We start from the raw sequence: 26,838 nt of genomic DNA on the forward strand, positions 1-26,838 counted from the left end.
AGGGACACGAGCGTGGACGCAGACGTACGGATCGAACTCGACGGGCCCGCCGGAACCCTGCGCGTCTCCGGCCCCGGCCTCCCCGTCGTGGAGCTCGTACGGGCCCCGGGAACCGAGCCCGCGGACCACGTGCCGATCGGCACCCGCAGGGCCGCCCTCCTCACCCTCACCGTGGACGGCGCCCCGGCCGGGCTCCGACCCGCCCGGGGGCGGCTGCTGCGCCGCTCCTACCGGGTGGACGCCGTCGTCGGCGGGGTCCGCCACCGCCTCGTCCCCTGCTCGTACGCCGAGAGCCGGCTGACCCGGGACGGGCGGCGGCTCGGCACCCTGGTCTCCAGCGGCGACGGACGCGTGGACCCCGAGTGGCTGCCGGACCGCGCCCCCGAGCCGCTCGACGTCGCCGTCGGCACCGCCCTCGCCGCCGCCTTCGGCACGGGCGCGGCCCCCTGGTGGGAGACGCTCGGGGACATCGTGGCCGAACTGATCCCCTGATCCCCCGAGAACACGCGCGAGGCCCCCGCCACGGCTGTGACGGGGGCCTCACGGCGTGAAGTGCGGCGCTACTCGCCGCGCTTGGGGCGCCAGACCACCAGCGCGCTCGCCTGCTGCACGTCCTGGTACGGCACGAGGTCGCGCCGGTACGAGGCGTGCACCTGGGCCTCGCGCTGCCGCATCGCCGCCGCCGCGCCGTCCACGGCCGCCGACAGCTCGGCGATCCGGTTCTGGAGCGCGGCGACCTGGTTCTCCAGTTCGATGATGCGCTTGATCCCGGCCAGGTTGATGCCCTCGTCCTGCGACAACTGCTGCACCTGGCGGAGCAGTTCGATGTCGCGGGCCGAGTAGCGCCGCCCCCGGCCCGCCGTGCGGCCCGGGGAGACCAGGCCGAGCCGGTCGTACTGACGCAGGGTCTGGGGGTGCAGCCCGGAGAGCTGGGCCGCCACCGAGATGACGTACACCGGCGACTCGTCGGTCAGTTCGTACGGATTGCGTCGGCGCCCTTCCACCGGGTCACGCTCCCTTCGCGGCCTGGAACAGCTCGGCCCGCGGGTCCTCGGAGGCGGTCGCCTCGCGGTAGGTCTCCAGGGCCTCGCGTGCCTTGTCGTCCAGTTCCTTCGGCACGGCGACCTCGACCGTGACGAGGAGGTCGCCGCGCGTCCCGTCCTTGCGGACCGCGCCCTTGCCCCGGGCGCGCATGGTCCGGCCGTTCGGCGTGCCCGCGGGCAGCTTGAGGGTGACCGCGGGGCCGCCGAGGGTCGGCACCTTGACCTCGCCGCCGAGCGCCGCCTCCGTGAAGGAGACCGGCACCGTGACGGTGAGGTTGTCGTCCTTGCGGCCGAAGACCGGGTGGGCGTCGACGTGCACCACGACGTACAGGTCGCCGTTGGGCCCGCCGCGCTCGCCCGGCGCGCCCTTGCCGCGCAGCCGGATCTTCTGGTTGTCGCTCACGCCGGCCGGGATGCGGACCTGCATGGTGCGCGAGGACTTGGCCCGGCCGCTGCCCTTGCAGACCTCGCAGGGGGTCTCGGCCATGAGGCCGCGCCCCTTGCAGTCCACGCAGGGGTCGGTGAGCGAGAAGCCGCCGCCGCTGCCGCGCGAGACCTGCCCGGTGCCGACGCAGGTCGGGCACACCCGGGGCGTGCCGTTCTTGTCGCCGGTGCCCGAACAGGCCGTGCACGGCTGCTGGCTGGACATCCGCAGCGGTACGGTCGCGCCCTCGATGGCCTCGGTGAAGCTGAGCGTCACCTCGGACTCGACGTCCTGGCCGCGCCGCGGCTGGTTGCGGGCGCCGCCCCCGCCGCGGTTGAACAGGCCGCCGAAGACGTCCCCGATGCCGCCACCGCCGCCGAAGCCGCCGGCCCCGCCCTGGGCGCCCCCGAAGAGGTCGCCCAGGTCGAAGTTGAACGAGCCCCCGCCGGGTCCGCCGGCCCGGAGGCCGCCGTTCCCGAAGAGCGCGCGGGCCTCGTCGTACTCCTTGCGCCGCTTGGGGTCGCCGAGGACGTCGTTCGCCTCGGAGATCTCCTTGAAGCGCTCCTCGGCCTTGGTGTCGCCCTTGTTGGCGTCCGGGTGGTTCTCGCGGGCGAGCTTCCGGTACGCCTTCTTGATCTCGGCCTCGGTGGCGTCCTTGGGGACGCCGAGGACCTTGTAGTAGTCCTTCTCGACGAAGTCCTTCGTGCTCATCGACGTCCCTCCTTCCGGACGATCGTTGCGTCACCCCTCCTCGGGGGCACCGCTCTCCTCGTCGGCCGACTTCTTCTCGTCCTTGGCCGGGGCCGCGCCCGGCTGGGGCTCGGCGACGGCCACGCGGGCGGGCCGGATGGTCCGCTCGCCGATCCGATACCCGGGCTGCAGGATCGCCACGCAGGTCGTCTCGGTGACGTCCGGCGCGTACGAGTGCATCAGGGCCTCGTGGATCGTCGGGTCGAAGGGCTCGCCCTCCTTGCCGAACTGCTGCAGACCCATCTTGGCGACGACGGTCTCCAGCGATTCGGCCACCGACTTGAACCCGCCCACGAGTTCGCCGTGGTCCCGGGCCCGGCCGACGTCGTCGAGCACGGGAAGGAGCTCGGACAGGAGGCTCGCGACGGCGATCTCCTTGACCGTGACCCGGTCCCGCTCCACGCGGCGGCGGTAGTTCTGGTACTCGGCCTGGAGCCGCTGGAGGTCCGCGGTGCGCTCGTCGAGCGCGGAGCGCACCTGGTCCAGCTGGGCCGTGAGGCCCGCGTCACCGGCCGGCTTCTGGCTGCTTGCGTCCCCGGCCGGGGCCGTCGCGTCCTCCTGGGCGGAGTCCTCGACGGCCTCGGCGGCGTCGTCAGGGGTGGCGCCGGAGGGGACGTCGGGCTTCTCCTCGAAGCCCGGGGTCTCCTCGGTCACGCCTGGCCACCCTTCTTCGGCTCGTCGTCCACGATCTCGGCGTCGACGACGTCGTCGTCCGCCTTCGCCTGGCCCGCACCGGCGTCGCCGCCGGCGGCCTGGGCGCCCTGGGCATCGGCGTAGAGCGCCTGGCCCAGCTTCTGCGAGACGGCCGCGACCTTCTCGGTGGCGGTGCGGATCTCGGCGGTGTCCTCGCCCTTGAGCTTCTCCTTCAGCTCGGCGAGGGCGCCCTCGACCTCGGTCTTGACGTCGCCGGGGACCTTGTCCTCGTTGTCCTTGAGGAACTTCTCCGTCTGGTAGACGAGCTGCTCGCCCTGGTTGCGGGACTCGGCGGCCTCGCGGCGGCGGTGGTCCTCCTCCGCGTACTGCTCGGCCTCCTGGCGCATCCGGTCGACCTCGTCCTTCGGCAGCGAGGAGCCGCCGGTGACGGTCATCTTCTGCTCCTTGCCCGTGCCCAGGTCCTTCGCGGTCACGTGCATGATGCCGTTGGCGTCGATGTCGAAGGCGACCTCGATCTGCGGGACGCCGCGCGGGGCCGGCGGGAGGCCGGTCAGCTCGAACATGCCGAGCTTCTTGTTGTACGCCGCGATCTCGCGCTCGCCCTGGTAGACCTGGATCTGCACGGACGGCTGGTTGTCCTCGGCCGTCGTGAAGATCTCGGACCGCTTGGTCGGGATCGTGGTGTTGCGCTCGATGAGCTTGGTCATGATGCCGCCCTTGGTCTCGATGCCGAGGGACAGCGGGGTGACGTCGAGGAGCAGGACGTCCTTGACCTCGCCCTTGAGGACGCCGGCCTGCAGGGCGGCGCCGATGGCGACGACCTCGTCCGGGTTCACGCCCTTGTTGGCCTCGCGGCCGCCGGTCAGCTCCTTGACCAGCTCGGCGACGGCCGGCATGCGGGTCGAGCCGCCGACGAGGACGACGTGGTCGATCTCGGAGAGCTGGATGCCCGCGTCCTTGATGACGTTGTGGAAGGGCACCTTGCAGCGCTCCAGCAGATCCGAGGTGAGCTGCTGGAACTGGGCGCGCGTGAGCTTCTCGTCCAGGTGCAGCGGGCCCTCGGCGGAGGCCGTGATGTAGGGCAGGTTGATCGTGGTCTCGGTCGAGGACGAGAGCTCGATCTTCGCCTTCTCGGCCGCCTCGCGCAGACGCTGGAGGGCCATCTTGTCCTTGGCCAGGTCCACGCCGTGGCCGTTCTGGAACTGGGTCACCAGGTAGTCGACGACGCGCTGGTCCCAGTCGTCGCCACCGAGGTGGTTGTCGCCGTTGGTGGCCTTCACCTCGACGACGCCGTCGCCGATCTCCAGGAGGGACACGTCGAAGGTGCCGCCACCGAGGTCGAAGACGAGGATCGTCTGGTCGTCCTTGTCCAGGCCGTAGGCCAGGGCGGCCGCGGTCGGCTCGTTGACGATGCGCAGGACGTTGAGGCCCGCGATCTCACCGGCCTCCTTGGTGGCCTGGCGCTCGGAGTCGTTGAAGTACGCCGGGACGGTGATGACCGCGTCGACGACCTTCTCGCCCAGGTAGGCCTCGGCGTCGCGCTTGAGCTTCTGCAGGATAAAGGCGCTCATCTGCTGCGGGTTGAAGCTCTTGCCGTCGATGTCGATCTTCCAGTCGGTGCCCATGTGGCGCTTGACCGACCGGATGGTCCTGTCGACGTTGGTGACGGCCTGGCGCTTGGCCACCTCGCCGACGAGCACCTCGCCGTTCTTCGCGAAGGCGACGACGGACGGCGTGGTCCTGGCGCCCTCGGCGTTGGTGATGACGGTGGGCTCGCCGCCTTCCAGAACGCTGACGACGGAGTTAGTCGTGCCCAGGTCGATGCCGACCGCACGTGCCATTTCGATTCCTCCAGCTGACTGACTTGAGTGGTACTGGCTCAAGGATGCACGACTCCCGGTACCGAGTCAACAGACCTGAGTCGGTGCGACTCAACTCTCCATCGGCCGGTTCACTCAAAGGCCCGGCCCGGAGGGGTGGAGGGGGAGGCGGAGAAGCGCGTCATTCCCCCTCCCGGGAGGGGGGCCCGTGAGAGAGTCCGGGTGCCCCTTCCCGGGCAAAGCGGGCATATTCCACGAATATCCCATGATTCTCACGCGGAAGGATGTGGGGGAATGACGACGGGCACGGCGACCGACGGGAGCGCGGCGGCCCGCGGGGGCACGACGGCCGACGGGAGCACGGTGGCCCGCGGGGGCACGGCGGCCAAGCGCGCCTTCGACGTTCTGGGCGGGCTCGCCCTCCTCGCCGCCCTCTCCCCCCTGTTCGCCGCCGTCGCCCTCTCGATCGCGCTCGGCTCGCCGGACCCCGGCCGCGGGGTGCTGCGCCGCCGGACGGTGGCGGGCCTGGAGGGCCGGCCCTTCACCATGCTGACCTTCCGCACCCGGAGCCCGCTGGCCGCGCTGCCCCTGCTGCTGCACGTGGTGGCGGGCCGGATGTCCCTGGTCGGACCGTGCCCGCTGACCCCGAACCACCGGGAGTGCGCGGGCGAGGGGCGCCGCCGGCTCTCCGTACGACCGGGGCTCACCGGCCCGTGGCAGATCAGCGGGCGCTCGGACCTGCCGTGGGAGGAGCGGGAGCTGCTGGACCTCCACTATGTGGACCACCACTGGCTGGGGACGGACCTGCTCGTCCTGGCGCGTACGCTTCCAGCAGTGCGCAGACGCCGCGCGGCGGGCCGTCCGGCACGGGCCGTCCGGGCTCCGGGAAGGGTTGCCTGAGCGACACAGATCACCGCGAGGGCCCCTGCATCACCGGGCCGCGAGCGGGTAATCTCAGCACGGACTAAATAAGTTACCGCTTAGTAGGCTCAGCTCAGGCACTGAGCGGGCCCGCTCGAGGAGCCCGTCATGCAACTCGCCGCGATCATTGTGTCGCTGACGCTGACCGTGGTCGGCGTTGCCCTGCTGGCTCGTGCCATCGGCCAGTTCGTCCGGTACTTCAAGCTCGGCCAGCCCGTCCCGGCCGGGACCCGGACCGACAACCCGTACCAGCGCAGCGTGACCCTGGTCAGGGAGTTCCTCGGCCACACGCGCATGAACCGCTGGGGCATCGTCGGCTTCGCCCACTGGTTCGTCGCGGTCGGCTTCCTGACCCTGCCGCCCACCCTGGCGCAGGCCTTCGGCCAGCTCTTCCAGGCCGACTGGACGCTGCCGGTGATCGGCGGCTTCCTGCCGTTCGAGCTGTACATCGAGTTCATCGGCGTGATGACGATCCTCGGCATCGCGGCCCTGATCGTGATCCGCCTCCTCAGCCTCCCGGGCCGGGCCGGGCGCAAGTCGCGCTTCGCCGGCTCCAAGGCGGGCCAGGCGTACTTCGTCGAGTACGTCATCCTCACCATCGGCCTGGCGATCTACGTGCTGCGCGGCCTGGAGGGCGCGATCCACCACGTCGAGCACTACGAGGCCGCGTACTTCGCCTCGTACCCGCTCGTCCTCGCCTTCAAGGGCCTGAGCATCGGGGCGCTGCAGAACCTCATCTACTTCACCGCCATGGTGAAGATCAGCACCTCGTTCATCTGGATGATCGTCGTCTCGCTGAACACCAACATGGGCGTGGCCTGGCACCGCTTCCTGGCCTTCCCGAACATCTGGTTCAAGCGCAAGGCGGACGGCTCCACCGCGCTCGGCGCCCTCCAGCCGATGACCACCGGCGGCAAGGAGATCGACTGGGAGGACCCGGCCGAGGACGCCGTCTTCGGCGTCTCCCAGGTCGAGCAGTTCTCCTGGAAGGGCCTCCTGGACTTCTCCACCTGCACCGAGTGCGGCCGCTGCCAGTCGCAGTGCCCCGCCTGGAACACCGGCAAGCCCCTCTCCCCCAAGCTCCTGATCATGTCGCTGCGCGACCACGCGCACGCCAAGGCGCCGTACCTGCTCGCGGGCGGCGGCAAGACCGTGGAGGGCGACGAGAAGGCCACCGAGGAGCAGCTGAAGGACGTCCCCGCGTCCGCCCTGGCCGAGGCCGAGCGCCCCCTCATCGGCACGGTCGAGGAGAACGGCGTCATCGACCCGGACGTCCTGTGGTCCTGCACCACCTGCGGCGCCTGCGTCGAGCAGTGCCCGGTCGACATCGAGCACATCGACCACATCGTGGACATGCGCCGCTACCAGGTGATGATCGAGTCCGCGTTCCCGTCCGAGGCGGGCACGATGCTCAAGAACCTGGAGAAGAAGGGCAACCCCTGGGGCCTGGCGAAGAAGCAGCGCGTCGAGTGGACCAAGGAGGTCGACTTCGAGGTCCCGATCGTCGGCAAGGACGTCGAGGACCTCACCGAGGTCGACTACCTGTACTGGGTCGGCTGCGCGGGCGCGCTCGAGGACCGCGCCAAGAAGACCACCAAGGCCTTCGCCGAGCTGCTGCACATCGCGGGCGTCAAGTTCGCGATCATGGGCGGCGAGGAGAAGTGCACCGGTGACTCGCCCCGCCGCCTGGGCAACGAGCCGCTGTTCCAGCAGCTCGGCGCCGAGAACGTCGCCATGCTGAACATGGCCTTCGGCGAGGACGACGAGGACGAGACGACGAAGAAGCCGAAGTCGGCGAAGAAGATCGTCTCGACCTGCCCGCACTGCTTCAACACCATCGCCAACGAGTACCCGCAGCTCGGCGGCGAGTACGAGGTCATCCACCACACCCAGCTGCTCCAGCACCTCATCGACGAGGGCAAGCTGATCCCGGTGACCCCGGTCGAGGGCCTGATCACCTACCACGACCCGTGCTACCTGGGCCGCCACAACAAGGTCTACACGCCCCCGCGCGAGATCATGTCCGCCGTCCCCGGCCTGCGCCAGCAGGAGATGCACCGCCACAAGGAGCGCGGCTTCTGCTGCGGCGCCGGCGGCGCCCGGATGTGGATGGAGGAGCGGATCGGCAAGCGCATCAACAACGAGCGCGTCGAGGAGGCCCTGTCCCTCGACCCGGACATCGTCTCCACCGCCTGCCCCTTCTGCCTCGTCATGCTGACCGACTCCGTCAACGGCAAGAAGAACGACGGCAAGGCCAAGGAGTCGGTGACGGTCGTGGACGTCGCCCAGCTCCTCCTGGACTCGGTGAAGACCCCGGTCGACCCGGAGCCGGCGGAGAAGTCGGAGCCGGAACCGGAACCGGCCGCGTAAGCACCTGATCAGGAGAACGGCCGCCCCGCACGTCCTGTGCGGGGCGGCCGTTCCCGTACGTACCGCCCCTCGGGCCGTCCCTTGGGGGATGTCACAGGTCAGCCGCAAAGGAGCGCCCGACCGGCGGAAGCGGGTACGTTCATTGACGTGGCTGGATTCAGGAACGGACGCGGCCGGGACAACCGCCCCCCGCAAGGACAACCGCAGCAGGCGCCGTACGGGTACGACGCGGCCCCGCCGCCCCACGCACGGCAGCAGTGGCCGCAGGGCCAGGGGCGGCCGCCGTACGGGCAGCAGGGCGCCCCTCAGGCCGGACAGCGGCCGTACGACGAGCCGGAGTACTTCGGCGACCCGTACGGGCAGCAGCACCCGCACCCGCACGCGGTCACGGCGAACAACCCGGGTCACACGCAGGTGTTCAGCGTGGACGACCCGTACGGCCCGGCCACGGACCACCACGCCGGCGCGGCCCCCGTCCCGACGGGCCCCCGGCTCCCCTGGAAGGCGCTCCTGAGCGGCATCGTGCTGCGCCCCGCGGACACGTTCCTGCGGACGCGGGACCACGCCGTCTGGGGTCCGGCGCTGATCGTCACCTTCCTCTACGGCCTGCTCGCGATCTTCGGCTTCGACAAGGCCCGCGACGAGGCGATCAACGCGACCCTGTCGACGGCGATCCCGTACGTCCTGATGACCGCCCTCGGCTTCGTCCTCGGCGGCCTGATCCTGGGCGCGGTCACCCACACCCTGGCCCGCCAGCTGGGTGGCGACGGCTCCTGGCAGCCGACGGTCGGCCTGTCGATGCTGATCATGTCGATCACGGACGCGCCCCGGCTGGTCTTCGCCCTCTTCCTGGGCGGCGAGAACGGCCTGGTGCAGGTCATCGGCTGGCTGACCTGGCTGGCGGCGGGCGCCCTCTTCACGGTGATGGTGAGCCGCTCCCACGACCTCCCGTGGCCGAAGGCCCTGGGCGCGTCGGCGATCCAGCTGGTGGCGCTCCTGAGCCTGATCAAGCTGGGAACGCTGTAACCCGCACGACCACGGAGAAGGCCCCCGCCGACGTCACGGCGGGGGCCTTCTCGTACGTGCTCGCGGCTCAGGCGTCGAGGACCTGACCCTCACGACGAACGACGGGCGGTTCGACGCTCCAGGGAAAGTTGATCCACTCGTCGGTCTTCTTCCACACGTACTCGCACTTCACGAGGGAGTGGGACTTCTCGTAGATGACGGCGGAGCGGACCTCGGCGACGTGGTCGACGCAGAAGTCGTGGACGAGCTTGAGGGTCTTGCCGGTGTCCGCGACGTCGTCGGCGATGAGCACCTTCTTGTCGCTGAAGTCGATCGCGTTGGGGACGGGCGCCAGCATGACCGGCATCTCCAGGGTGGTGCCGACGCCGGTGTAGAACTCCACGTTCACGAGGTGGATGTTCTTGCAGTCCAGGGCGTAGGCCAGGCCGCCGGCGACGAAGACGCCGCCGCGGGCGATGGAGAGGACGACGTCGGGCTCGTAGCCGTCGTCGGCGATGGTCTGCGCCAGCTCGCGGACGGCGAGGCCGAACCCCTCGTACGTCAGGTTCTCGCGTACTGCACTCATGACTGCGACCGCCTCACACCTGGGTCCGATGGAAGTTCATGAAGGAGCGGGAGGCCGTCGGCCCCCGCTGGCCCTGGTACCGGGAGCCGTACCGCTCGCTCCCGTACGGGTGCTCGGCGGGCGAGCTCAGCCGGAACATGCACAGCTGGCCGATCTTCATCCCCGGCCAGAGCTTGATCGGCAGGGTGGCGAGGTTCGACAGCTCCAGGGTGACGTGCCCGGAGAAGCCGGGGTCGATGAACCCGGCGGTGGAGTGCGTCACGAGCCCGAGCCGCCCGAGGGAGCTCTTCCCTTCCAACCGGGACGCGATGTCGTCCGGGAGGGTGATGACCTCGTAGGTGGAGGCGAGGACGAACTCGCCCGGGTGCAGGATGAACGCCTCGTCGCCCTCCGGCTCGACCTCGCGCGTCAGGTCCAGCTGCTCGATGGCGGGGTCGATGTGCGGGTGGCGGTGGTTCTCGAACACCCGGAAGAAGCGGTCAAGCCTCACGTCGATGCTCGAGGGCTGCACCATGGATTCGTCGTACGGGTCGATGCGGACCCGTCCGGCGTCGATCTCGGCCCGGATGTCCTTGTCTGAGAGAAGCACGCCCCCACGATACGCAGGGGGCGCGGACCTGCCCCAATCGGCGGGGCCCGCGCCCGGGCGCTCCCGGCTCAGCGCCGTTCGAGCTCCACCGGCACCGCGTGCCGCAGCCGCGCGCACCGCGGGCACCGGATGAGCCGCCCGGGCCCGATCCGCCCGGCCCCGAGCTGCTGCAACGGGAACGAGGCGGTACTGAACACGTGCCCCTCGGCACAACGGACGACGGTGCGCTCCACGGAACCCATCAAGTCCCTTCCCCTACGCGTGCGGTGGACGAGACAGCCACCTTAGGCGACCGGGAGCCCCTCTCAGGGACGGCACTCCGCACACGCCCGAGAAGGGCGGCGGCTTCGCCTCAACTGGCGCATGGGGTACAGTGTGCAACGATGCGGCACCGGTCATCCGGCCCGCTACGCGGATGTAGTTTAATGGTAGAACATGAGCTTCCCAAGCTTATAGCGCGGGTTCGATTCCCGTCATCCGCTCTTGAAAGAAGGCCCAGGTCAGCGACCTGGGCCTTCTTCGTTGTCTAGACCTCTCGGGGTCCGCGTGCCATTCGCGTGCCATACGAGAGCTGATGGCGCATCAGGGTGTGATCCGGCAGTCCCGCTTAGCGCTGCTCAGTTGCAGCAGTCACAGCCGGCGCGGCAGCCGCAGACGTCCGTTTCGGCCGCCACGGCCTGGGGGGCGGGCGCAGCAGCCCTTGCCCTGCCAGGCGTCGCGGCCTTCCTTGAGGGCGATGGCGGCGATGACGAGGGCGGCGATGGGGTCGGCCCAGGACCAGCCGAGCGTGGCGTTGAGGACCAAGCCGACCAGGAGCACTGCGGACAGGTACGTGCACAGGAGCGTCTGCTTGGAGTCGGCGACCGCGGAGGCGGAGCCGAGCTCGCGGCCGGCGCGGCGCTGGGCGGCGGACAGGAACGGCATGACGGCGAGGGAGAGGGCGGCGATGACGATGCCGGGGATGGAGCGTTCGGCTTCGCCCGTGCCGGTCAGGGCGCGGACGGCATCGACGGCGACGTACGCGGCAAGTGCGAAGAAGGAGACGGCGATGATGCGCAGGGTGCGCTGCTCGCGGGCTTCGCGGACGGCGTGGTCGCGGGCGGAGAACTGCCAGGCGACCGCGGCGGCGGAGGAGACCTCGATGACGGAGTCGAGGCCGAAGCCGATGAGGGCGGTGGAGGAGGCGAGGGTGCCGGCCGTGAGGGCGACGATCGCCTCGATGACGTTGTAGGTGATGGTCGCGGCGACCAGCAGCCGTATCCGGTGGGTGAGCGCGTCGCGGCGGGCCGGGGAGGGCCCGAGGGATATCGCGGTCATCTCAGCAGCAGTCCTTCGTGGCGGCGTCCGGGCAGGTCTGGTCGGACTCGACGGCGACCACGGCGGCCAGCAGGTGGTCCAGGGCGTGGCCGAGGCGTTCGTCGGCGAGCTCGTAGCGGGTGCGGCGCCCGTCGGGGACCGTGACGACCAGACCGCAGTCACGCAGGCAGGCCAGGTGGTTGGACAGGCGGGTCCGCGAGATGCCGAGCGCGTCGGCGAGGTCGGCCGGGTAGGCCGGCGCCCGGCGCAGGGCGAGCAGGATCCGGCAGCGGATCGGGTCGGCGAGCGCGCGGCCGAAACGGGCCAGCACCTCGATGTCGGAGGCAACGGTCAGCACACCCCGACAGTACAGAGAATCCTGAATTCAGGGAAGCTTGAATCATGTGGATCACTGCCCACCGGTGCCGTGCCCCGCCGGCTTGCCGTCCAGCCACCGGCCGGCCGCCGTCTGACCCTTGCAACCGGTACCGAGGTACAGGTTTACCGTCGAAGACATCCCCGCCACCGGGGCGTGAGACGGGAGTGAGCGCGATGAGTGATCTTGCATGGGTGCCGCGGTCCTGCACCCTGCCCACCGAGGAGCGGCCCCTGCGGGTCGCCGAATGGGATGCGCTGTTCGCCGAACGGCTGACCTCGCTGTCGAGGCCGCAGCCTCTCCGCCTGCACCTTGACCTGGCCGGCGGAGAAGGCGTCGAGGGCCGGGTGCGGGACCTGGCGGATCGGGAGGGCGGCTGCTGCTCGTTCTTCACCTTCACCGTCACCCCGGGCGAGAACCTGGTCGGCCTGGACATCGAGGTGGACCAGCAGCACGCCGCAGTCCTGGACGCGCTGGCCGCGCGGACCGCTGCCGCTGGGCAGGAGCGGTGAGCGCGGGCCTGCGCAGCGGGCAGGTCGCCGAGGCGGCCGGGGTGAACGTCCAGACGCTGCGCTACTACGAGCGGCGCGGGCTGCTGGCCGAGCCGGAGCGCAGCAATGGCGGCCACCGCCTCTACGACGAGGACGCGGTGACCGCGCTGCGGGTGATCAAGGCCGCCCAGCGGCTCGGGTTCACGTTGGACGAGGTCGCCGAACTCCTTGAGGCCGGACGCCACCGGCACGGCCGGCCCGTGCCGGGTCTCCAGGACCGTGCCGCCGCCAAGCTCGCCGAGGTCGACGCGAAGATCGCCGACCTGACCACCATCCGCACCGCCCTGGCCGCCGCCGTCGAGGCGGGCTGCGACGACCTGACCGTGTGCGCCGGAAGTTCCTGCTGCCCCATCCCCTTCACCGACCTCGCCGAGGAGAAGCGCCATGCCGGCCCCTGCTGCTGACCCTCGTCCCGGACGTGCCCCGAAGGCGCTCGGCGGCCTGGCCGCGCTGGCCTGTGTGGCGTGCTGCGCGCTGCCCGTCCTGATCACGGCGGGCGTCGTCGGTGCCGGCGCCGGGATGGTGGTCGGCTGGTTGCCCGCCCTCGCCGTCGTCCTGGCCGTACTCGCCGCAGGGACCTGGTGGTACGGACGGCGCCGCCGCTCCTGTTCCTGCGCGTCGAAGAGCGCGGGCGAGGGCGGGTGCGGCTGCAAGGGGACGGCCGACCTGCTGAAGATCGGCGACGCGGGCCGCCGGTAGGGTCCACCGGCATGACCGTCGCTCGTTCCGTCGCCCTGTTCGTCCTCGCCGCCCTCTTCGAGATCGGCGGCGCCTGGCTGGTGTGGCAGGGCATCCGCGAGCACAAGGGATGGATCTGGATCGGCGCGGGCGTCATCGCCCTCGGCCTGTACGGCGTGGTGGCGACCTGGCAGCACGATGACAACTTCGGGCGCATCCTCGCCGCGTACGGCGGGATCTTCGTGGCCGGGTCGATCGCCTGGGGCATGGTCGCCGACGGCTACCGCCCCGACCGCTACGACGTCATCGGCGCCCTGGTCTGCCTCGCCGGCATGGCCGTGATCATGTACGCCCCGCGCAGCCACTGACCGGCCGCGACAAGGCGCATCTAAGCTGCTTCCGTACACGAACGGGAGGCCGAGGACCGTGGCGGACGAGCAGGAGCTGGCCGAGATCCAGCGGCGGCACTGGCAGGACACCTACACCGCCCATCCCGGCATGTACGGCGAGCGGCCCTCCGCACCGGCCACGTGGGCGGCCGACGTGTTCCGTGCGGCCGGGGCCAGGGACGTGCTGGAGCTCGGCGCCGGGCACGGGCGGGACGCCCTGTACTTCGCCCGGGAGGGGTTCACCGTCCAGGCCACCGACTTCTCCGGCGCCGGCCTTGAGCAGCTGCGGGAAGCCGCCCGCGCCCAGGACGTCGACGGCCGGGTCAGCACGGCGGTGCACGACGTACGTGATCCGCTGCCTCTGGCGGACGCCTCCGTGGACGGGGTCTTCGCTCACATGCTGCTGTGCATGGCCCTGTCCACGAAGGAGATCCACGCGGCGGTCGGCGAGATCCGCCGCGTCCTGCGGCCCGGCGGCACCTTCGTCTACACCGTTCGGCACACCGGCGACGCGCACTACGGGGCCGGTACCGCGCACGGGGATGACATCTACGAGCACGGCGGCTTCGCCGTCCACTTCTTCGACCGCGCTCTCGTCGACGGCCTCGCCCACGGCTGGACCCTGAACGACGTCCACGCCTTCGAGGAGGGCGACCTGCCCCGTCGGCTGTGGCGCGTCACCCAGACCGTGCCCCGATGAGCACCGCACCCGTGCCCGCGCCTGCCCTCACCGTCGACGGCACAGGCATGCTCTGCGTCACCCTCCTGCTGCGCCTGCGCAAGGAGATCGACGGCGCAGAGCCGGGCGCCGTCGTCCACGTCATCGCCACCGACCCCGCCGCTCCGCTCGACCTGCCCGCCTGGTGCCACATGACCGGCCACCACTACCTCGGCGCGGTCCCCGACCCGGCCGGACGACCGGTCTACGCGCTGCGGCTCGCCGCCGACGCCCGCCGCACCCGGCCCGACGCCCCCTGGCACACCGTCGACCACTGACACCCGGCGTCCGTCACCGAACCCCTGACTCGGCCCGCTCGCAGAAGGACCCCGGTGCCGACACCGGGGTCCTCTTCGTATGCGATGACGTCACCTCCGCCGTGCGCTTGCCGGGGAAGGCGGGAGAGGGAGCGGAAGCATGCGGACCACGGCGTTCCCGTCCTCGGTCAAGCTCGGAGAAGCCGCCGCGCGCTGCCTGCGGACATCCGCGTCGATGTCGTCGGCGATCTTGCGCTGGTGGGCCTTGGTGGAGTGCTGGTAGATCAGCTGGGCCCGCTCCGAGGACTGGCCGGCGCGGACCATGAGGTCCTTCAGCTTGGCACCGGTGTCGGCGGCGAGGGTATTGCCAGTGTGCCGGAGGTCGTAGAAGCGGAACTCCCTCGGCATGCCGACCGCGTCCCGCGCCTTGCGCCACTTCCGGCCGAAGGTGGTGCCGCGCAGGGCCGCGCCCTTCTCTCCCACGAAGACGAGGCCGTCGGGGCCGTCCTGGGCGAACCACTCCAGGTGCCGGCGGACGTCGAGGAGGATGAAACCGGGCAGCATGATCTCCCGCTTTCCCGCTCGGGACTTGGGGTCACCGATCACCCTGCGTCCGGTGTTCAGCTCCGGGGCGGCCCGCCGGACCCGTACGGAGCCGGAGTCGAGGTCGATGTCAGAGCGCCGCAGTTCGGCCAGCTCCTCCGGCCGCATGGAGGCGAAGGCGCCGAGGAGGACCATCAGCCGCCAGCGGATCCCGATGGCCTCGGCGAGAGCGAAGACCTGCTCGACGGTGGCCACGGGCCGTTCGTCCGCGTCCTCGCGCCCAGCCCCGCGGATGAAGCAGGGGTTGCGGCGGATCAGGTCGTCCTCAACGGCCGTCTGCATGATGGCCTTGAGGAGGCGGTACGACTTGGCGGTCGTCGTGGCGCCGGTCGCCTTCCGTCGTTCCGCGCGCCAGGTCCTGACCTTGGCGGGGCTGACGGCGTTGACGTAGTGGTCGCCGAAGGTCGGCTCCAGGTGAAGGCGGAGCAGCCGCCGGTACAGCTCCTCGGTGGTGGGAGCGACGCCGCGCTCGTCGATCCAGCGCGTGGCGTACTCGGCGAACAGCACCTCGCCGGCGGTCGGGTCGATCCAGTCGCCTCGGGCCTGGTCGGCCTGGACCTGGGCGAGGAAGATCTCGGCTTCGCGCTTCGTCTCGTACGTCTCCGGGGCGGCGCGCAGGACGCCGTCCACTCCGGGGTAGCGGGCCTGCCAGCGGCCGGAGGGGAGCCGGCGTATCGCGCCGAAGCTGCGGCGCGGGGCCCTCTTGCGGGGTCGCGCCATCAGGCCACCATCCCGAAGCCGGAGCGGTGGGCGCGGACGGGCTCGACCGTCCGCTCCTCGACGTACGCGGTGAGCACGCTCTCCGAGATCCGGACGTGCTTGCCGAGCTTCACGTAGCGGATCCTGCGCTCGGCGATGAGCCGGCGGACGAACCGGACGCCGGTGCCGAGACGGTCGGCGGCCTCGTCGACGGCGAGCAGGCGGTCGTTGTTGTTCACCTCCTTCGCCGCACGGGGCTGGGTGAAGGCATGGGGTATCGCCATCTGGCGCAAGGGCGGTCCTCTCCTGGCCTCGGCTGGTGGGGCGGCAACCCCGGCCGGGCCGTGTCGTTCAGGGATGGGATGGGCGTGGTGGTGCGGCCGGCCCTGGGGTTTGCGGTCCAGGGCGGCCGGAGGGGCGGGCTACGGCTGGGGCGGCGGCCCGAACTCCTCCTGGTTGATCTTCATGGTGTTCTCGGCGATGGCGTTGCTGACCATCACGTCGGCCGCCTCGCGGATGCTCGGGTGCTCGTCGAGGTAGGCGACGAGTTCGGCGTTCGCCCGGCGCCACGCGTGCTGAGCTCTCTGGGCTGCCGCGTTGGCGGCCACGACGGTGTCAATCAGCTCCATGGCGCGGCCGGCGGCGGCCAAGGCCGGCGGGCCGACGAGGTTGGACAGCGACACCCCGAAGACCTCGGCAAAGCCGATGGCCTCGTCGAGGTTGATGCGGCGCTTGCCGTTCTCGATCCGCCACACCGCTGACGGGTTCATCTCGTAACCGGCCTCGTTGAGCCGGTCGGAGAGCGTGGTGGTGCTCCAGCCCCGCTGCTCGCGCTCAGCCTTGATCCGCTTGGCGGCGTTGTCCTCGCCCTTGAGCAGGACGCCCTCGGATGCGTCCTCGCCGTCGTCGTCGGACATCGACCCCTCCTTCCTCTCGCAGCATGTCACTGCAATTCGCAGCAGCCTAAACAGTACACCATGTTCTGCCACTTGCATAGCCACTCTGCGTATGGCATGGTTGTTGTGCTGGACCGCTGCTGTCCGCAGGAGACCGCCAGCACCCAGCCAGACATGCAAAAAGCCCCCCGGTGCTTGCGACACCGAGGGGCTCAAAGCGCAAACCTCACGCCGCCCATCCCTGAACGACTAGCTGCAGTGCCGGGATTGCCGTCCCATATGGCCGCAGATTGAGGAGCTCGATGTCCAGTATGGACGAAGCCACCCCGAACACGCCATCGCTTCCCGTCGAGTGGCCGCCGACAGCGATCCCCGGCCAGCCGACCGCCCCGCCGCCCGCCGCAGACCCCGAGGGCGTAGAGGTCCTGGACCTGCTCCGGGACGCGATCCGGCGCTACGTCGTGATGCCGAGCGACGAAGCCCTGACCGCGACCACGCTGTGGGCGGCGGCGACCCACCTCCAGACGGTGTGGCAGCACGCACCGCGCCTGGCGGTGGTCGGGCCCGCCAAGCGCTGCGGGAAATCGCGGCTGCTCGAAGTCCTGATCGAGGCGGTCCACGAGCCGCTGATCACGGTCAACGCCTCCGCCGCGGCGATCTTCCGGTCGATCGGCGAGGGCAACCCGCCCACGCTCCTGGTCGACGAAGTCGACACGATCTTCGGCAGCGCGAAGGTCGCGGAGAAGAACGAGGAGATGCGCGGCCTGCTCAACGCAGGCCACCAGCGCAACCGACCCACCCTGCGCGTCACCGGCCCCAACCACGAGGTGGTCAAGTTCGACACCTTCGCCATGGCCGCCCTCGCCGGAATCGGCGACCTCCCCGACACGATCATGGACCGGTCGGTCGTCATCCGCATGCGCCGCCGAGCCTCGACCGAGAAGGTCAGCTTCTGGCGCTACGGCCGCGACGACCTGGCGGTACGCGAGCTCCGGACTCGGCTGGCGGCCTGGCTCGCCTCCGTACGCGAGAAGGCACTCGCCCTGGAGCCGAAGATGCCGGTCGAGGACCGTGCCGCAGACACCTGGGCCCCGCTGATCAGCGTCGCCGACCTCGCGGGCGGACACTGGCCCGTCCTGGCCCGTACCGCGTGCACGGCCATGACCGACTACGAGGCCGGGCGCGACGAGGACGGCGGGCTCAAGATCCGCATCCTCGCCGACATCCGACGTGCCTTCGCCTCCGAGGGCGACCAGCCGGCGATCCGCACCGGCCGCCTCCTGGAGATCCTCAACGCCGATCCCGAGGCGCCCTGGGCCGAGCACAGCCCCAACGGGCTGACCCCGCGCGGCCTACAGATCCTGCTCCAGGACTACGGCATCAAGTCGGCCAACCGCCGCTTCCCCGGCGGCCACCAGGCCAAGGGCTTCACCCGCGTCCAGTTCACCGACGCGTGGACGCGCTACTGCCCGCCCGAGGCAGCAGCCACGCTCCCCGTCGAGCCCGGCGCCTGACCCTTCCCGACTCGTCCCACTCGTCCCCGCGCAGGTCAGCGCGGGGACGAGTCACCGACCCGCAACGAGTCGACTCGACATCGCCGTCCCACCCGTACCTGCCCTGACCAGCGGCGGGACGGGTGGGACGAGTCCCAGCATTCATGGCCACCATGCCCCCGTGGCCACCCCCCCTCCCTGGAGCACACCGCTTGATCCCGCCCAGCCCTGCCGTCTCTGTACCGCCACCTCTGGCTCTCGCCATCCGAACCGGCGTAGCCCTCCTGGCCCTGGCGGCCTTCGCACTCTCCTACGACGCCCTGCGTCAGATGGCCGCCGCCAGCCACATCCACTGGCTGCTCACGTACGCCTTCCCCCTGGTGATCGACGGCTTCATCGCCATCGGCATCGGCGCCCTCCTCGTCCTGCGCAGCGCGCCGCTGAAGCCCCGCCTGTACGTCTCGGCCCTGGTCGGCATCGCGACCGTCACCAGCATCTGGGCCAACGTCCTGCACGCCGTCCGCCTCAACCAGCAGACCCGGCCAGGCGGGCTCGCGCTCGACGACATCACCGTCGGCGCCATCTCCGCCATCGCCCCGCTCGCCCTCGCCGGCGCCGTCCACCTCTACCTCCTCGTCCAGCGCCGCCCCACCCACGCAGAACCTCGCGATGGTGGCCGCCACATCACGGCGGCCACCACTCCAGAAGGTGGCGCGGCAGCAACGGCTAAGGAGCCGCCGTCAGACAACAACGTGGCCGAGGAAGCCGAGGAGGCTGCCCGGCAAGTGGCCGAGCCCGAGAAGCCGTCCGCCAAGCGTGGCGATCAGCGGCCGATGGCCACGTGGGAGCAGGTGGTCGAGATCGGGCGCACCGCTCCCCTGGGCCGTGACGGCCGCGTCTCCCGCCGCCACATGGAGACGGCCATCCGCGACAAGGGCCTCAGGCCCGGCCGCCGCGAACGCCTGGAGAAGGCCAAGGCCCTGCTCCAGGCCGAGCGCGACCAGTCCTTCACCGAGGTCGCCGCGTAGGCCAGAGCCCTTCCGCACACCGGACGCTCGCCCCGGAAGCCCCTCCGGGGCGAGACCACTTCCGCCGTCACCGCCCCCGCACGATCAGAGAGCCCGCGCATGCACGAACAGCCCCTCCCCAGTTCCCCGTACGCCACCCAGCAGCAGGCCGCGACCCCAGCCCCGGGCGGAGCAAGGTATGGCGTTGGACCGTCCAAGGGCCGGTCCCACGCGGAAGCCTCCACCCCGGGGGTGGCGGAGGCGGGTCCCCGGCGCGAGGGCGCACCGGGGACAGGAGGTCTGCGTGCCGCCGACGAGGCCGCGCTGCACCGCGTCGCCCGCCGTCGCGCCCGCCAGGACGTGCAGCGCAAGGAGCGCGTCGACGTCCGCTACAGCGTCGACGAGAGGCAGGCGATCCTCGACGAAGCCCGTCGCCTCGGTCTGGCCGGCGCGCATCTCGTCGGCGCCATCGTCATGGCCCACCTCGACGGCGACCTCGCCCTGCCCGAGCAGCGAACCGCCTCCGACGACCTGATCGACGAGTACGCTGCGCTGCGTACGCAGCTCGCCAGGATCGGCACGAACGCGAACCAGATCGCCCACCGCCTCAACGCCGGCGGCGAGGCACACCCTGTGGACGCCGCCGTGCTCGCCGAGGCCCGCCGCCTCGTGGCGGCGGTGCAGCAGGCGGTCGCTGCGGTCGACGCCGCCGCCGATGTGGCCGCCACAAACCGCCGGGCGGCCTGATTGATCGCGAACATCGTCAAGCCCGGCCACAAGACCCGAGGCGTCCTGAACTACCTCTACGGACCCGGCCGCGCCAACGAACACACCGACCCCCACCTCGTCGCCTCCTGGGACGGCTTCGCCCCCGACCCCGGCCGCAACCCCGACGCCACACTCGCCCAGCTCGCCACCGCCCTCGACCTGCGCGTCAAGCAGGCCGGACCGAAGGCGCCGAAGAACCACGTCTGGCACTGCTCGATCCGCGCCGTGCCTCAGGACCGCCATCTGACCGACGACGAGTGGGCCACCATTGCCCGCCGCGTCCTCGACGCCACCGGCATCGCCCCGGCCGGCGACCCCGACGCCTGCCGCTGGATCGCCGTCCGCCACGCCGACGACCACATCCACATCGTCGCCACCAAGGTCCGAGGCGACCTCCGCCCGCCCCGCAACTGGAACGACTTCCTGCGCGCCGACAAAGAACTCGTCGCCATCGAGAAGGAATACGGGCTCCGCCAGGTCCCGCGCGGCGACCGCACCGCCGCCAAGCGCCCCACCCGCGCCGAGCAGGAGAAGGCCCAGCGCACCGGCCGAGCCACAACCGCCCGCGAACGCCTGCGCACCACCGCCCGCACCCTCCTCGCAGCAGCCACAACACCCGCGGAGTTCTTCCGCCTCCTCGAAGGCTCCGGGGTACTCGTGGAGATCCAGCGATTCCCCTCCGGGGACATCCGCGGTTACAAGGTCGCCCTTGCCGGCGACAGCAACAAGGACGGCCGGCCCGTCTGGTTCTCCGGTTCCTCCCTCGCCCCCGACCTCTCCTACCCCAAGATCAAGGAACGCCTCACCGCCACCGACACCGACACCGACACCGACACCGACACCAGTCCAGCGGCACCATCGAAGCCCCGTGCCTGGCATCGCCTCGCCCGTGCCACCGACCAGGTGCCCGAGCTCCTCGACCACAGCGAGGACGAGACTGGGCAGGCGCACATCGCCGTCCTCGCCGAAACGCTCGACCTCCTGCCCCTCGCCGCCCCTCCGGGCCTGCGGACCGAACTCCTGCATGCAGCCACCGCCTTCGAGCGGGCCAGCCGCTCCCGCATCCGCGCCCAACACCAGCAGGTTCAGGCCACACGCCGGGCGGTCAAGGCGATCCTGCGTGAACCCGCCCCGAAGGACGGAGTCATCCTTGCGGTCCTCCTCGACGCCGTTCTGCTGGCGGCCGTGGCCGCGCAGCACTGGCACCGCACCCGCAGCCACACCCAACAGGCGGAGGCCGCACGACAGGCAGCCGAGCACCTCCGGGCCGCGTACCAGGCCACGGCATCCGAGCCGCTGGCCGTGATTCATCGGCGAGGAACCGAGCTGCCCGAGTGGATTCGTCGCCAGCAGGAGGCGACCGTGCGCCGAGCTCTCCCGGAACAGGCCGAACAGATCCTCGCCGAGCCCGGCTGGCCCGCCCTCGCAGCCACCCTCGCCCAAGCTGGCACCGCTGGCCACAACCCCGCCGCCCTCCTCACCGAAGCGACCGCCAGGCGAGAACTCGACACCGCCACCAGCGTCAGCGAAGTCCTCACCTGGCGACTGCACCGCCTCGCCGACCTGACCCAGCGCACCACCAGCCGCGCCCCGGCACCCCAGTCGGCTCCCTACCGCCCCGTCCCCACCGACCAGCAGCGCCGTACGCGCTGAACCCCATCCCGCCATCCGACAAGGAGCACACCCTGAAGATCCACCCCGCCGCCGACGTCTTCCCGATGCTCGATCCCGACGAGCTGCTCGACCTCGCCGAGTCCATCAAGACCGATGGCCTGCTCAAGGACATCGTCCTCGACACGGACGGCGTCCTCCTCGACGGCCGCAACCGGCTCGCCGCCTGCGAGATCGCCGGCGTCGAACCCCGTTTCACCACCTACACCGGCGACAACCCCCAAGCGCTGATCTTCTCCAACAACGTCGTCCGCCGACACATCACCAAGGGCCAGAAGGCAATGATCACCGCCATGGCCTGTTCCGTTTCGGGACACTCCCTGCGCGGCCTGGCCAAGACCCACGGCCTCAGCCGTACCCGCCTCTCCGCAGCCAACGTCGTCCTCCGGTACTCCCCCGACCTCGCCGAACAGGTCCGCATCGGCGCCTTCCCCCTCGACGCCGCCTACGACATCGCTCGCGAGCACAAGGCGAAGGCCGAAGACCTCCAGGAGAAGCGCGACCGGCTCACCGAGAACGCCCCCGACCTCGCCAAGCAGGTCACCGAACGCCGTCTCGCCCTCGACGACGCCATCACCACACTGGAGGAACGCCAGGAGCGGACCCGCATACGGAAGCAGATCGCCGAGGCCGACGAACTCCGTCTGGCCGACGGCCACACCACCCCGCCTCTGGCCCTGCTCGCCGAGCGGGGAGACATCACCTGGCACCAGGCCCACCAGCAGGCCGAGCAGTACGTCACCCACCGCCGGTCCGCCATCCACCACACCCAGCAGGCCATCGAACAGGCCGCCCAGCACTGGATTACGATCCGGCCCCCCATAGCCCGCCCCGATACAGCCTTTGCCCGCGAAGTCCACGCTGGCCTCTCACCCGAAGCCCAGGAACTAGCCGCCCACCTCACCCGACTCACCTAACGGGGAGCTCCTCGGGGGACGTTCCGCCGCACGTCGTGTTACCTGAGGAACAGGCGGTTCTTGGGCCAGAGGGCACAACCCAGGGCCACTGGCCCAGCAACTCCCCCGCGCGCAAAGCCTCCTGGGTGCCGCGCTGGTGGCGGACGGGCAGCAGACACGCCGAACACCAAAGCAGTTGTGCAAAATCTCCGACATCAACTAAAGTCAAAGGCGCACTGGAATGCTTCGATGCGTAGTCCGACCCGAGGAGTCGTCCGCATGAGTATGCCTTCGTCGTCGTGGACGACCGACGTGTTCGGCGAGCACGCAGCAGATGTACGCCGCCGTGTCGGGCAGGGCCTGCGCAACATGCAGGCCAACGCACAGGCCGCACAGGAACAAGCCGCATCCCGTACCACTCGCGTCTACGGCACCAGCCGATACGAGAACCAGTACGAGCGGCTGCAGGACGAGCTCAAGGAGGTGCCTGGAGCCCGCGCGGTCAAACCGTTCCAGTTCCCTTACGAGCTGATGCTCATTGGTAAGGGGCTGCTCTACCCGTTCCGGTACTCCAAGACCAAGGCAGACGTACGCAGCGCGCGCATCCCCAGCCAGTCCCGTCTGGTGCAGGAGCTCTTCACGTTCGCGCCGACGCCGAAGCACATCCAGGATCCGTTCGACCTCGACTTCGGGCCGACCGTCCCGATCGCCGAACCGCGCGGCGCTCTGGCGACAGTGCCGCAGGGCACCCAGCTGGTCCTGGTGCCCTTCGCCTGCAACGCCTCCGAGCTCCTCGAGGCGTACTGGGGCATCGCGGCGCTCGGAATGAACCGGCAGCTGGAGTGGGCCACCGACCCCGAGCCGCTCCACCTGCCTCAGGAGGTCACCTCGTACACGCTGCGACCGATCAGCATTCCGAACCAGGTCACGGCACACACCAGCTTCGCCGACGGAATCGAACCCACCCTTACGCTGTCCTCTCGTACCGCCTCGGACCAGGCTCTGCACGCCCCCGTGCAGACCGAGGCCGAACCTGTCGAGGACCAGACCAGCGAAGACGATGCGACCCATTAAGCAAGACCTCATCCCCGGTACGGAAGAACGAGGCACCACGCCACGTGCTATCTCCGACGGCTTCGATCCCACCCGGTTGACCCAAGCCCGTCGTCTGGCGGAGATGACGAAGAAGGACGTGGCCTCCCAGCTCGGGGTGACGCCTGCCGCTGTGGGTCAGTACGAGACGGGGGTGTCGAAGCCACGGCCTGACTTGATCCCCCGGCTCGCGGAGATCCTCGGGGTTCCGGTGACGTTCTTCCTGCTGGGAAGGCCAGCCAATCGGCTCGACGCTTCCATGGCCCATTTCCGGAGCCTGCGCAGCACGCCGAAGTCCCAGCGAGAGCGTGCGCTCGCGTTCGCGGAGCAGGTCTGGGAGCTCACCTACGCGCTGGAACAGCGCATCCAGCTGCCTCTCGTCGATCTGCCCGGATTCGCCGGCGGGGAGGTCCATCCCGGCGAGGAACTGTCCACCGACCCCGTGTCCGCCGCCCGCGAGCTCCGCAGGCGCTGGGGTCTCGGCGACGGCCCTGTCACACATTTGGTGAGGCGGATGGAGTCCCACGGGATCGTGGTGGTCATGCCGCCTGCCAGTGATCCCTCCGCTGCGAGTGTGGACGCTTTCTCTACCCGGGCAGCACGGCCACTCGTCGTTCTGACCGCCAACCGGGCCGATGACATCTACCGGCACCGATTCACGGCCGCCCATGAGCTGGGCCACCTTGTACTTCACGGCGATGCCACTGGCGACAGCCGCCAGGAGAAGGAAGCTGACGCCTTCGCAGCCGAGTTCCTGACCCCCCAGGACAGCATCCTTCCATCCCTGCCGCGGCGAATGGATTTTGCACGCCTAGCTGAGCTCAGGGGAGTCTGGGGGGTCTCCCTCCATTCGCTCGTCTACCGATGCCGCGAGCTGGGGCTGATCTCCGACGCAACTGCCAGCAGGACGTACCAGCGCCTACGCGCTCTCGACGGCCAGCCTGGCTTCACAGCGGAATCCGTCTCGAACTTCCCCGGTGAACAGCCTTCGCTGCTTGGACAAGCCTTCGAGCTGGCTGCCAAGGAAGTGGGCCTATCGGTTTCCCAACTGGCTCATGAGTTGGCGTGGACAAGCACGAGGGTGCAGGACCTGTTGGGTGTTCAGGAACAGAGGCCGGTGCTCCGACTGGTCCAGTAGTAGCGCTGCTCAACCTGACGAGCCGCGGGCGCGCTTCGCTGTGGGGAAGGCACCTGCGGTGCCGCCCTGTCATACAAGGTCGGCCGGGGGCACCTAACGGCACCGGTGGAGGGTGCCAGCAGCACCCTCCACCGGTTTCGCTACGCCATGAGCTTGTGCAGGGCGAGCACCGTCGCGCCTGCGGCACCGAGCCCGGGCAGCGGGCCTGCCAGGATCAGGACGATGGCGCCCGCCAGGACGCCGGCGAGCAGGATGATCGCCCAGCGCTGCGGCAGGGGCTGGGGGTTGTTGGAGCCTGTCACGTACCGTTCTCCTTGAAGAGATCCTCGAGCAGGCGGCCCCGGATGGACCCCGGGGCCGTTCGCATGTGTGCGAACGACGATGCCGCCGTATCCGCGTTGAGCGGGCCTGAAGTCCATGGTGAGGGCCCTGGAAGAGCCTTCGTCAGGACGTGATCAACGTTTTGATCCGGGTAAAGGCCCTTGAAAAGGGCCTTTACCCGGATCAAAACGGCGAGATCAAAGCGCTAACCTTTCTTGGTGGCTGACGCACGGGAGACGAACGAGCGCAGACTGCGTCGGCTGCAGCAGATGCGGCGGACCGGCTCGGTCACGAAGGCGTCTGAGGCCCTGAGCGGAATCTGGCAGGCTGGGAAGAAGCCGGACTCGATCGTCCTGCGCAGCGCTCTGCTGCGGGCCGACGGGGAACGGTCGAGACTCACCAAGCTGGTCCTTCCACGGGGGGTAGCGCTGCGCTTCTACCTGCTGGCCGTCTTCGAGGCGCAGTGCCGGCTGGACACAGGAGACCTCTGGCAGAACGTTCGCCCGCTGAAGGGGGCCGAATCGTGGTCCACCCTCGTTGCCATCGACGGTGCGTACGACACCGCATCTGGCGCGTACGACGCCGCGTTGAAGAACATGCCTCCGGAACTCCGCGGTAGTGCACGCGCGGAGGAACGGTGGTGCACGAGGAAGCTAGAGGACCTGCGGCTTCGGCAAGTCAAGGGAGCCCTGAGAACCCTGGAAGAACTCGGCCATGAAGACGCCTTGGTCTCCATGTCCCGGGGCGCGCGCGGACAGCGGTTGTACGAGGACTTCTCGCTCATGGAGGAAGGCGGGCGGGGCGACATGCCGAACCCGAACCTCTACACCGTCCCCGTCCGTAGCTGGACAGCCGCCAGGACGATCACGCTCCCCAAGGACTTCTTCCTGAAGGGCTGGATCCAGGTGCTCAATCCTTCCGAGATCGCCACCTGGCTCATCCTGAGATGGATGAGCCACTGGGCGCCCAGGAAGCACCGCATGTCAGGGGTCTTCCTCACCACGCGGTCCCGCATGCAGGCTTTCGGCCTGCGTGACGATGCCTGGGAGGACGGGTGTCAGCGCCTTCTCGAATTCGGTCTCATCCGCCACGCCGAACCGCCTGAAGGGCTAAAAGCTGCCGTGGACGCGATCGCCGACCCCGTGATCAAGGCGCTCTTCTCTCAGCCGACTCGCGTCCGCCAGGCTTACGAGCCGCACTATTGGCAGATGACTGACGATGGGCTCGATAAGGACGCCGTACAGACGCTCGACCGGGAACTCACCCATCGGCGAGAGACACTCGCCGATGCTGCCCTGAAGCGCGTGCAGCGCGATTCCGAGCGCCTCGCCGATCATGCGCCGGCCGACGAGTAAGGCGCGCGCCACCGCCCCGGGTCCGGCCCGCTTTGCCGAGACGGACCCTCGGACCTCTGACCCGACCGTCAGCGGCTCCCGGACTCATCGAGATTCGTCAAGCAACGGGGGCTCGCAGGGGCTCCGGGAGTCATTGATAAACGACTCCTGTTTCCGTGTACAGAGCCAAGGCTCCCCGATTCGGAACAGCGTCTGCCGACCGATCAGCCGTTGCTGTGGTTCAGGACGTTACCATTGGTGCAGTGGTTGACGGTGTTGCCGTCCCACGCGCCGCCCACCGGGACGACCGCCAGCTCCTGGAAGCAGACGGCTGCCGCGCTGAAGTTCCAGTTGTTGGCGGCGTTGACCCCCGGACCGAAGTTGCTGTCGTTGTCAGCGTGGGCGGGGGCAGCCAGCGCCAGGCTTGTCAGAGCCAGGGCAGTCACAGAGAAGATCTTCTTCATGATCCGCCAACCGGCGGCGATCGTCGGTG

The 26,838-nt window shown here is 70.0% G+C and carries 30 protein-coding genes, 1 tRNA gene and 1 pseudogene; 19 read left to right on the forward strand and 13 right to left on the reverse strand.

Going from position 1 to position 26,838, the window contains the following annotated elements:
- The first annotated feature begins 12 nt into the window (after positions 1–12).
- Complete coding sequence (locus OO47_RS05910; protein ID WP_030206172.1) at positions 13–492, forward strand: hypothetical protein; 480 nt, start codon at positions 13–15, stop codon at positions 490–492.
- 68 nt (positions 493–560) lie between these two features.
- Here the strand turns inward: OO47_RS05910 and OO47_RS05915 are convergent, their stop codons facing one another.
- Genes OO47_RS05915 through dnaK form a run of 4 tightly spaced genes read right to left on the reverse strand, consistent with a single transcriptional unit; the run spans position 561 to position 4,712 of the window.
- Entirely contained in the window at positions 561–1,004 is a 444-nt protein-coding gene (locus OO47_RS05915) for a heat shock protein transcriptional repressor HspR (protein WP_030206175.1), read from the reverse strand.
- A gap of 4 nt (positions 1,005–1,008) precedes the next feature.
- The gene (dnaJ, locus tag OO47_RS05920) at positions 1,009–2,178 is read right to left on the reverse strand and encodes a molecular chaperone DnaJ (RefSeq protein WP_030206192.1); all 1,170 of its coding nucleotides are present in this window, start codon (positions 2,176–2,178) and stop codon (positions 1,009–1,011) included.
- Between the two features lie 30 nt (positions 2,179–2,208).
- Entirely contained in the window at positions 2,209–2,871 is a 663-nt protein-coding gene (grpE, locus tag OO47_RS05925; protein WP_030206194.1) for a nucleotide exchange factor GrpE, read from the reverse strand.
- A complete protein-coding gene (dnaK, locus tag OO47_RS05930; RefSeq protein WP_030206195.1) occupies positions 2,868–4,712 on the reverse strand; it encodes a molecular chaperone DnaK in 1,845 nt (614 codons plus the stop codon). Before dnaK ends, grpE begins: the two co-directional genes overlap by 4 nt.
- A 273-nt stretch (positions 4,713–4,985) precedes the next feature.
- Here dnaK and OO47_RS05935 point away from each other — a divergent pair, with 273 nt between their 5' ends.
- The 3 genes from OO47_RS05935 (at position 4,986) to OO47_RS05945 (ending at position 9,008) form a co-directional block, all read left to right on the forward strand.
- Complete coding sequence (locus OO47_RS05935) at positions 4,986–5,591, forward strand: sugar transferase (protein WP_078489496.1); 606 nt, start codon at positions 4,986–4,988, stop codon at positions 5,589–5,591.
- Positions 5,592–5,720: 129 nt separating this feature from the next.
- Positions 5,721–7,982: a (Fe-S)-binding protein gene (locus OO47_RS05940; protein ID WP_030206200.1), complete on the forward strand. Its 2,262-nt coding sequence runs from the start codon at positions 5,721–5,723 to the stop codon at positions 7,980–7,982.
- 147 nt (positions 7,983–8,129) lie between these two features.
- Positions 8,130–9,008 carry a Yip1 family protein gene (locus tag OO47_RS05945; RefSeq protein ID WP_030206202.1) on the forward strand — a complete coding sequence of 293 codons (879 nt, stop codon included), beginning with the start codon at positions 8,130–8,132 and terminating at the stop codon, positions 9,006–9,008.
- Between the two features lie 67 nt (positions 9,009–9,075).
- Here OO47_RS05945 and OO47_RS05950 read toward each other — a convergent pair whose 3' ends face one another.
- Both OO47_RS05950 and dcd read right to left on the reverse strand, forming a co-directional pair.
- On the reverse strand, positions 9,076–9,573 hold the full coding sequence (locus OO47_RS05950; RefSeq protein ID WP_030206205.1) for a phosphoribosyltransferase: 498 nt from the start codon (positions 9,571–9,573) through the stop codon (positions 9,076–9,078).
- 13 nt (positions 9,574–9,586) lie between these two features.
- The gene (dcd, locus tag OO47_RS05955) at positions 9,587–10,162 is read right to left on the reverse strand and encodes a dCTP deaminase (protein WP_030206208.1); all 576 of its coding nucleotides are present in this window, start codon (positions 10,160–10,162) and stop codon (positions 9,587–9,589) included.
- Between the two features lie 411 nt (positions 10,163–10,573).
- Between dcd and OO47_RS05960 the strand changes: the two genes are divergently transcribed.
- A tRNA-Gly gene (locus tag OO47_RS05960) sits at positions 10,574–10,644 on the forward strand.
- A 135-nt stretch (positions 10,645–10,779) separates the two neighbouring features.
- Here the strand turns inward: OO47_RS05960 and OO47_RS33260 are convergent.
- Both OO47_RS33260 and OO47_RS05970 read right to left on the reverse strand, forming a co-directional pair.
- Positions 10,780–11,479: pseudogene (locus tag OO47_RS33260) on the reverse strand (cation transporter).
- A gap of 1 nt (position 11,480) precedes the next feature.
- Positions 11,481–11,816 carry an ArsR/SmtB family transcription factor gene (locus OO47_RS05970; RefSeq protein WP_030206210.1) on the reverse strand — a complete coding sequence of 112 codons (336 nt, stop codon included), beginning with the start codon at positions 11,814–11,816 and terminating at the stop codon, positions 11,481–11,483.
- Positions 11,817–12,010: 194 nt separating this feature from the next.
- On the opposite strand from OO47_RS05970, the gene OO47_RS05975 reads away from it, so the two are divergent.
- The 6 genes from OO47_RS05975 to OO47_RS06000 are packed head-to-tail and all read left to right on the forward strand — an operon-like array spanning position 12,011 to position 14,448.
- Positions 12,011–12,346 carry a hypothetical protein gene (locus OO47_RS05975; RefSeq protein ID WP_030206212.1) on the forward strand — a complete coding sequence of 112 codons (336 nt, stop codon included), beginning with the start codon at positions 12,011–12,013 and terminating at the stop codon, positions 12,344–12,346.
- The gene (locus OO47_RS05980; protein ID WP_030206213.1) at positions 12,343–12,789 is read left to right on the forward strand and encodes a MerR family transcriptional regulator; all 447 of its coding nucleotides are present in this window, start codon (positions 12,343–12,345) and stop codon (positions 12,787–12,789) included. Before OO47_RS05975 ends, OO47_RS05980 begins: the two co-directional genes overlap by 4 nt.
- The gene (locus OO47_RS33870; protein WP_158708630.1) at positions 12,770–13,084 is read left to right on the forward strand and encodes a hypothetical protein; all 315 of its coding nucleotides are present in this window, start codon (positions 12,770–12,772) and stop codon (positions 13,082–13,084) included. The genes OO47_RS05980 and OO47_RS33870 overlap by 20 nt, the downstream gene beginning before the upstream one ends.
- A gap of 11 nt (positions 13,085–13,095) precedes the next feature.
- On the forward strand, positions 13,096–13,431 hold the full coding sequence (locus tag OO47_RS05990) for a YnfA family protein (protein ID WP_030206215.1): 336 nt from the start codon (positions 13,096–13,098) through the stop codon (positions 13,429–13,431).
- A gap of 58 nt (positions 13,432–13,489) precedes the next feature.
- The gene (locus OO47_RS05995; RefSeq protein WP_030206216.1) at positions 13,490–14,152 is read left to right on the forward strand and encodes a class I SAM-dependent methyltransferase; all 663 of its coding nucleotides are present in this window, start codon (positions 13,490–13,492) and stop codon (positions 14,150–14,152) included.
- Entirely contained in the window at positions 14,149–14,448 is a 300-nt protein-coding gene (locus OO47_RS06000; RefSeq protein WP_030206217.1) for a sulfurtransferase TusA family protein, read from the forward strand. The genes OO47_RS05995 and OO47_RS06000 overlap by 4 nt, the downstream gene beginning before the upstream one ends.
- Before the next feature lie 90 nt (positions 14,449–14,538).
- On the opposite strand, the gene OO47_RS06005 is transcribed toward OO47_RS06000, so the two are convergent.
- The 3 genes from OO47_RS06005 to OO47_RS06015 all read right to left on the reverse strand — a co-directional run bounded on the left by OO47_RS06005 (position 14,539) and on the right by OO47_RS06015 (position 16,646).
- Entirely contained in the window at positions 14,539–15,750 is a 1,212-nt protein-coding gene (locus OO47_RS06005) for a tyrosine-type recombinase/integrase (RefSeq protein WP_234323089.1), read from the reverse strand.
- A complete protein-coding gene (locus OO47_RS06010) occupies positions 15,750–16,013 on the reverse strand; it encodes an excisionase family DNA-binding protein (protein WP_051715220.1) in 264 nt (87 codons plus the stop codon). The genes OO47_RS06005 and OO47_RS06010 overlap by 1 nt, the downstream gene beginning before the upstream one ends.
- Before the next feature lie 138 nt (positions 16,014–16,151).
- Positions 16,152–16,646 carry a helix-turn-helix domain-containing protein gene (locus OO47_RS06015; protein ID WP_030206224.1) on the reverse strand — a complete coding sequence of 165 codons (495 nt, stop codon included), beginning with the start codon at positions 16,644–16,646 and terminating at the stop codon, positions 16,152–16,154.
- Between the two features lie 290 nt (positions 16,647–16,936).
- On the opposite strand from OO47_RS06015, the gene OO47_RS06020 reads away from it, so the two are divergent.
- The 7 genes from OO47_RS06020 to OO47_RS06050 all read left to right on the forward strand — a co-directional run bounded on the left by OO47_RS06020 (position 16,937) and on the right by OO47_RS06050 (position 24,690).
- Positions 16,937–18,139, forward strand: a complete 1,203-nt coding sequence (locus OO47_RS06020) for a DUF3631 domain-containing protein (protein ID WP_033208194.1) — start codon at positions 16,937–16,939, stop codon at positions 18,137–18,139.
- 308 nt (positions 18,140–18,447) lie between these two features.
- Positions 18,448–19,146 (forward strand): hypothetical protein, encoded by a 699-nt coding sequence (locus OO47_RS06025; protein ID WP_234323090.1) that lies wholly within the window; start codon positions 18,448–18,450, stop codon positions 19,144–19,146.
- A 99-nt stretch (positions 19,147–19,245) separates the two neighbouring features.
- Complete coding sequence (locus OO47_RS06030; protein ID WP_030206232.1) at positions 19,246–19,872, forward strand: MobC family plasmid mobilization relaxosome protein; 627 nt, start codon at positions 19,246–19,248, stop codon at positions 19,870–19,872.
- The gene (locus OO47_RS06035; protein ID WP_051715223.1) at positions 19,873–21,546 is read left to right on the forward strand and encodes a relaxase/mobilization nuclease domain-containing protein; all 1,674 of its coding nucleotides are present in this window, start codon (positions 19,873–19,875) and stop codon (positions 21,544–21,546) included.
- A 65-nt stretch (positions 21,547–21,611) separates the two neighbouring features.
- Complete coding sequence (locus OO47_RS33875) at positions 21,612–22,481, forward strand: ParB N-terminal domain-containing protein (RefSeq protein WP_051715226.1); 870 nt, start codon at positions 21,612–21,614, stop codon at positions 22,479–22,481.
- A 258-nt stretch (positions 22,482–22,739) separates the two neighbouring features.
- Positions 22,740–23,534, forward strand: coding sequence for a hypothetical protein (locus tag OO47_RS06045; protein WP_030206239.1), 795 nt, complete (start codon positions 22,740–22,742; stop codon positions 23,532–23,534).
- Positions 23,521–24,690, forward strand: a complete 1,170-nt coding sequence (locus OO47_RS06050; RefSeq protein ID WP_267883677.1) for a helix-turn-helix domain-containing protein — start codon at positions 23,521–23,523, stop codon at positions 24,688–24,690. The genes OO47_RS06045 and OO47_RS06050 overlap by 14 nt, the downstream gene beginning before the upstream one ends.
- Positions 24,691–24,830: 140 nt before the next feature.
- Here the strand turns inward: OO47_RS06050 and OO47_RS36765 are convergent, their stop codons facing one another.
- Positions 24,831–24,992 carry a hypothetical protein gene (locus tag OO47_RS36765; RefSeq protein ID WP_158708631.1) on the reverse strand — a complete coding sequence of 54 codons (162 nt, stop codon included), beginning with the start codon at positions 24,990–24,992 and terminating at the stop codon, positions 24,831–24,833.
- Positions 24,993–25,229: 237 nt separating this feature from the next.
- Here OO47_RS36765 and OO47_RS06055 point away from each other — a divergent pair, with 237 nt between their 5' ends.
- Positions 25,230–26,366: a hypothetical protein gene (locus OO47_RS06055; RefSeq protein WP_158708632.1), complete on the forward strand. Its 1,137-nt coding sequence runs from the start codon at positions 25,230–25,232 to the stop codon at positions 26,364–26,366.
- Between the two features lie 203 nt (positions 26,367–26,569).
- Here the strand turns inward: OO47_RS06055 and OO47_RS06060 are convergent, their stop codons facing one another.
- Complete coding sequence (locus tag OO47_RS06060; RefSeq protein ID WP_030206242.1) at positions 26,570–26,809, reverse strand: hypothetical protein; 240 nt, start codon at positions 26,807–26,809, stop codon at positions 26,570–26,572.
- Between the last annotated feature and the right edge of the window lie 29 nt (positions 26,810–26,838).

Origin of the sequence: Streptomyces bikiniensis (assembly GCF_000716625.1) — a bacterium.
GTDB classification, from domain to species: domain Bacteria; phylum Actinomycetota; class Actinomycetes; order Streptomycetales; family Streptomycetaceae; genus Streptomyces; species Streptomyces bikiniensis.

Bases quoted from the DNA above. Each gene is read 5' to 3' on its own strand.
- OO47_RS06045 (WP_030206239.1), top strand. From the start codon at position 22,740: ATGAGTATGCCTTCGTCGTCGTGGACGACCGACGTGTTCGGCGAGCAC.
- OO47_RS06060 (WP_030206242.1), bottom strand. From the start codon at position 26,809: ATGAAGAAGATCTTCTCTGTGACTGCCCTGGCTCTGACAAGCCTGGCG.
- OO47_RS05990 (WP_030206215.1), top strand. From the start codon at position 13,096: ATGACCGTCGCTCGTTCCGTCGCCCTGTTCGTCCTCGCCGCCCTCTTC.
- OO47_RS33875 (WP_051715226.1), top strand. From the start codon at position 21,612: ATGCTCGATCCCGACGAGCTGCTCGACCTCGCCGAGTCCATCAAGACC.
- OO47_RS05935 (WP_078489496.1), top strand. From the start codon at position 4,986: ATGACGACGGGCACGGCGACCGACGGGAGCGCGGCGGCCCGCGGGGGC.
- dnaJ (WP_030206192.1), bottom strand. From the start codon at position 2,178: ATGAGCACGAAGGACTTCGTCGAGAAGGACTACTACAAGGTCCTCGGC.
- OO47_RS06000 (WP_030206217.1), top strand. From the start codon at position 14,149: ATGAGCACCGCACCCGTGCCCGCGCCTGCCCTCACCGTCGACGGCACA.
- OO47_RS06020 (WP_033208194.1), top strand. From the start codon at position 16,937: ATGGACGAAGCCACCCCGAACACGCCATCGCTTCCCGTCGAGTGGCCG.
- OO47_RS06015 (WP_030206224.1), bottom strand. From the start codon at position 16,646: ATGTCCGACGACGACGGCGAGGACGCATCCGAGGGCGTCCTGCTCAAG.
- OO47_RS05940 (WP_030206200.1), top strand. From the start codon at position 5,721: ATGCAACTCGCCGCGATCATTGTGTCGCTGACGCTGACCGTGGTCGGC.
- OO47_RS05950 (WP_030206205.1), bottom strand. From the start codon at position 9,573: ATGAGTGCAGTACGCGAGAACCTGACGTACGAGGGGTTCGGCCTCGCC.
- OO47_RS05975 (WP_030206212.1), top strand. From the start codon at position 12,011: ATGAGTGATCTTGCATGGGTGCCGCGGTCCTGCACCCTGCCCACCGAG.
- OO47_RS06005 (WP_234323089.1), bottom strand. From the start codon at position 15,750: ATGGCGCGACCCCGCAAGAGGGCCCCGCGCCGCAGCTTCGGCGCGATA.
- OO47_RS06025 (WP_234323090.1), top strand. From the start codon at position 18,448: ATGGCCGCCGCCAGCCACATCCACTGGCTGCTCACGTACGCCTTCCCC.
- OO47_RS33870 (WP_158708630.1), top strand. From the start codon at position 12,770: ATGCCGGCCCCTGCTGCTGACCCTCGTCCCGGACGTGCCCCGAAGGCG.
- dnaK (WP_030206195.1), bottom strand. From the start codon at position 4,712: ATGGCACGTGCGGTCGGCATCGACCTGGGCACGACTAACTCCGTCGTC.
- OO47_RS06010 (WP_051715220.1), bottom strand. From the start codon at position 16,013: ATGGCGATACCCCATGCCTTCACCCAGCCCCGTGCGGCGAAGGAGGTG.
- OO47_RS06030 (WP_030206232.1), top strand. From the start codon at position 19,246: ATGCACGAACAGCCCCTCCCCAGTTCCCCGTACGCCACCCAGCAGCAG.
- OO47_RS06050 (WP_267883677.1), top strand. From the start codon at position 23,521: ATGCGACCCATTAAGCAAGACCTCATCCCCGGTACGGAAGAACGAGGC.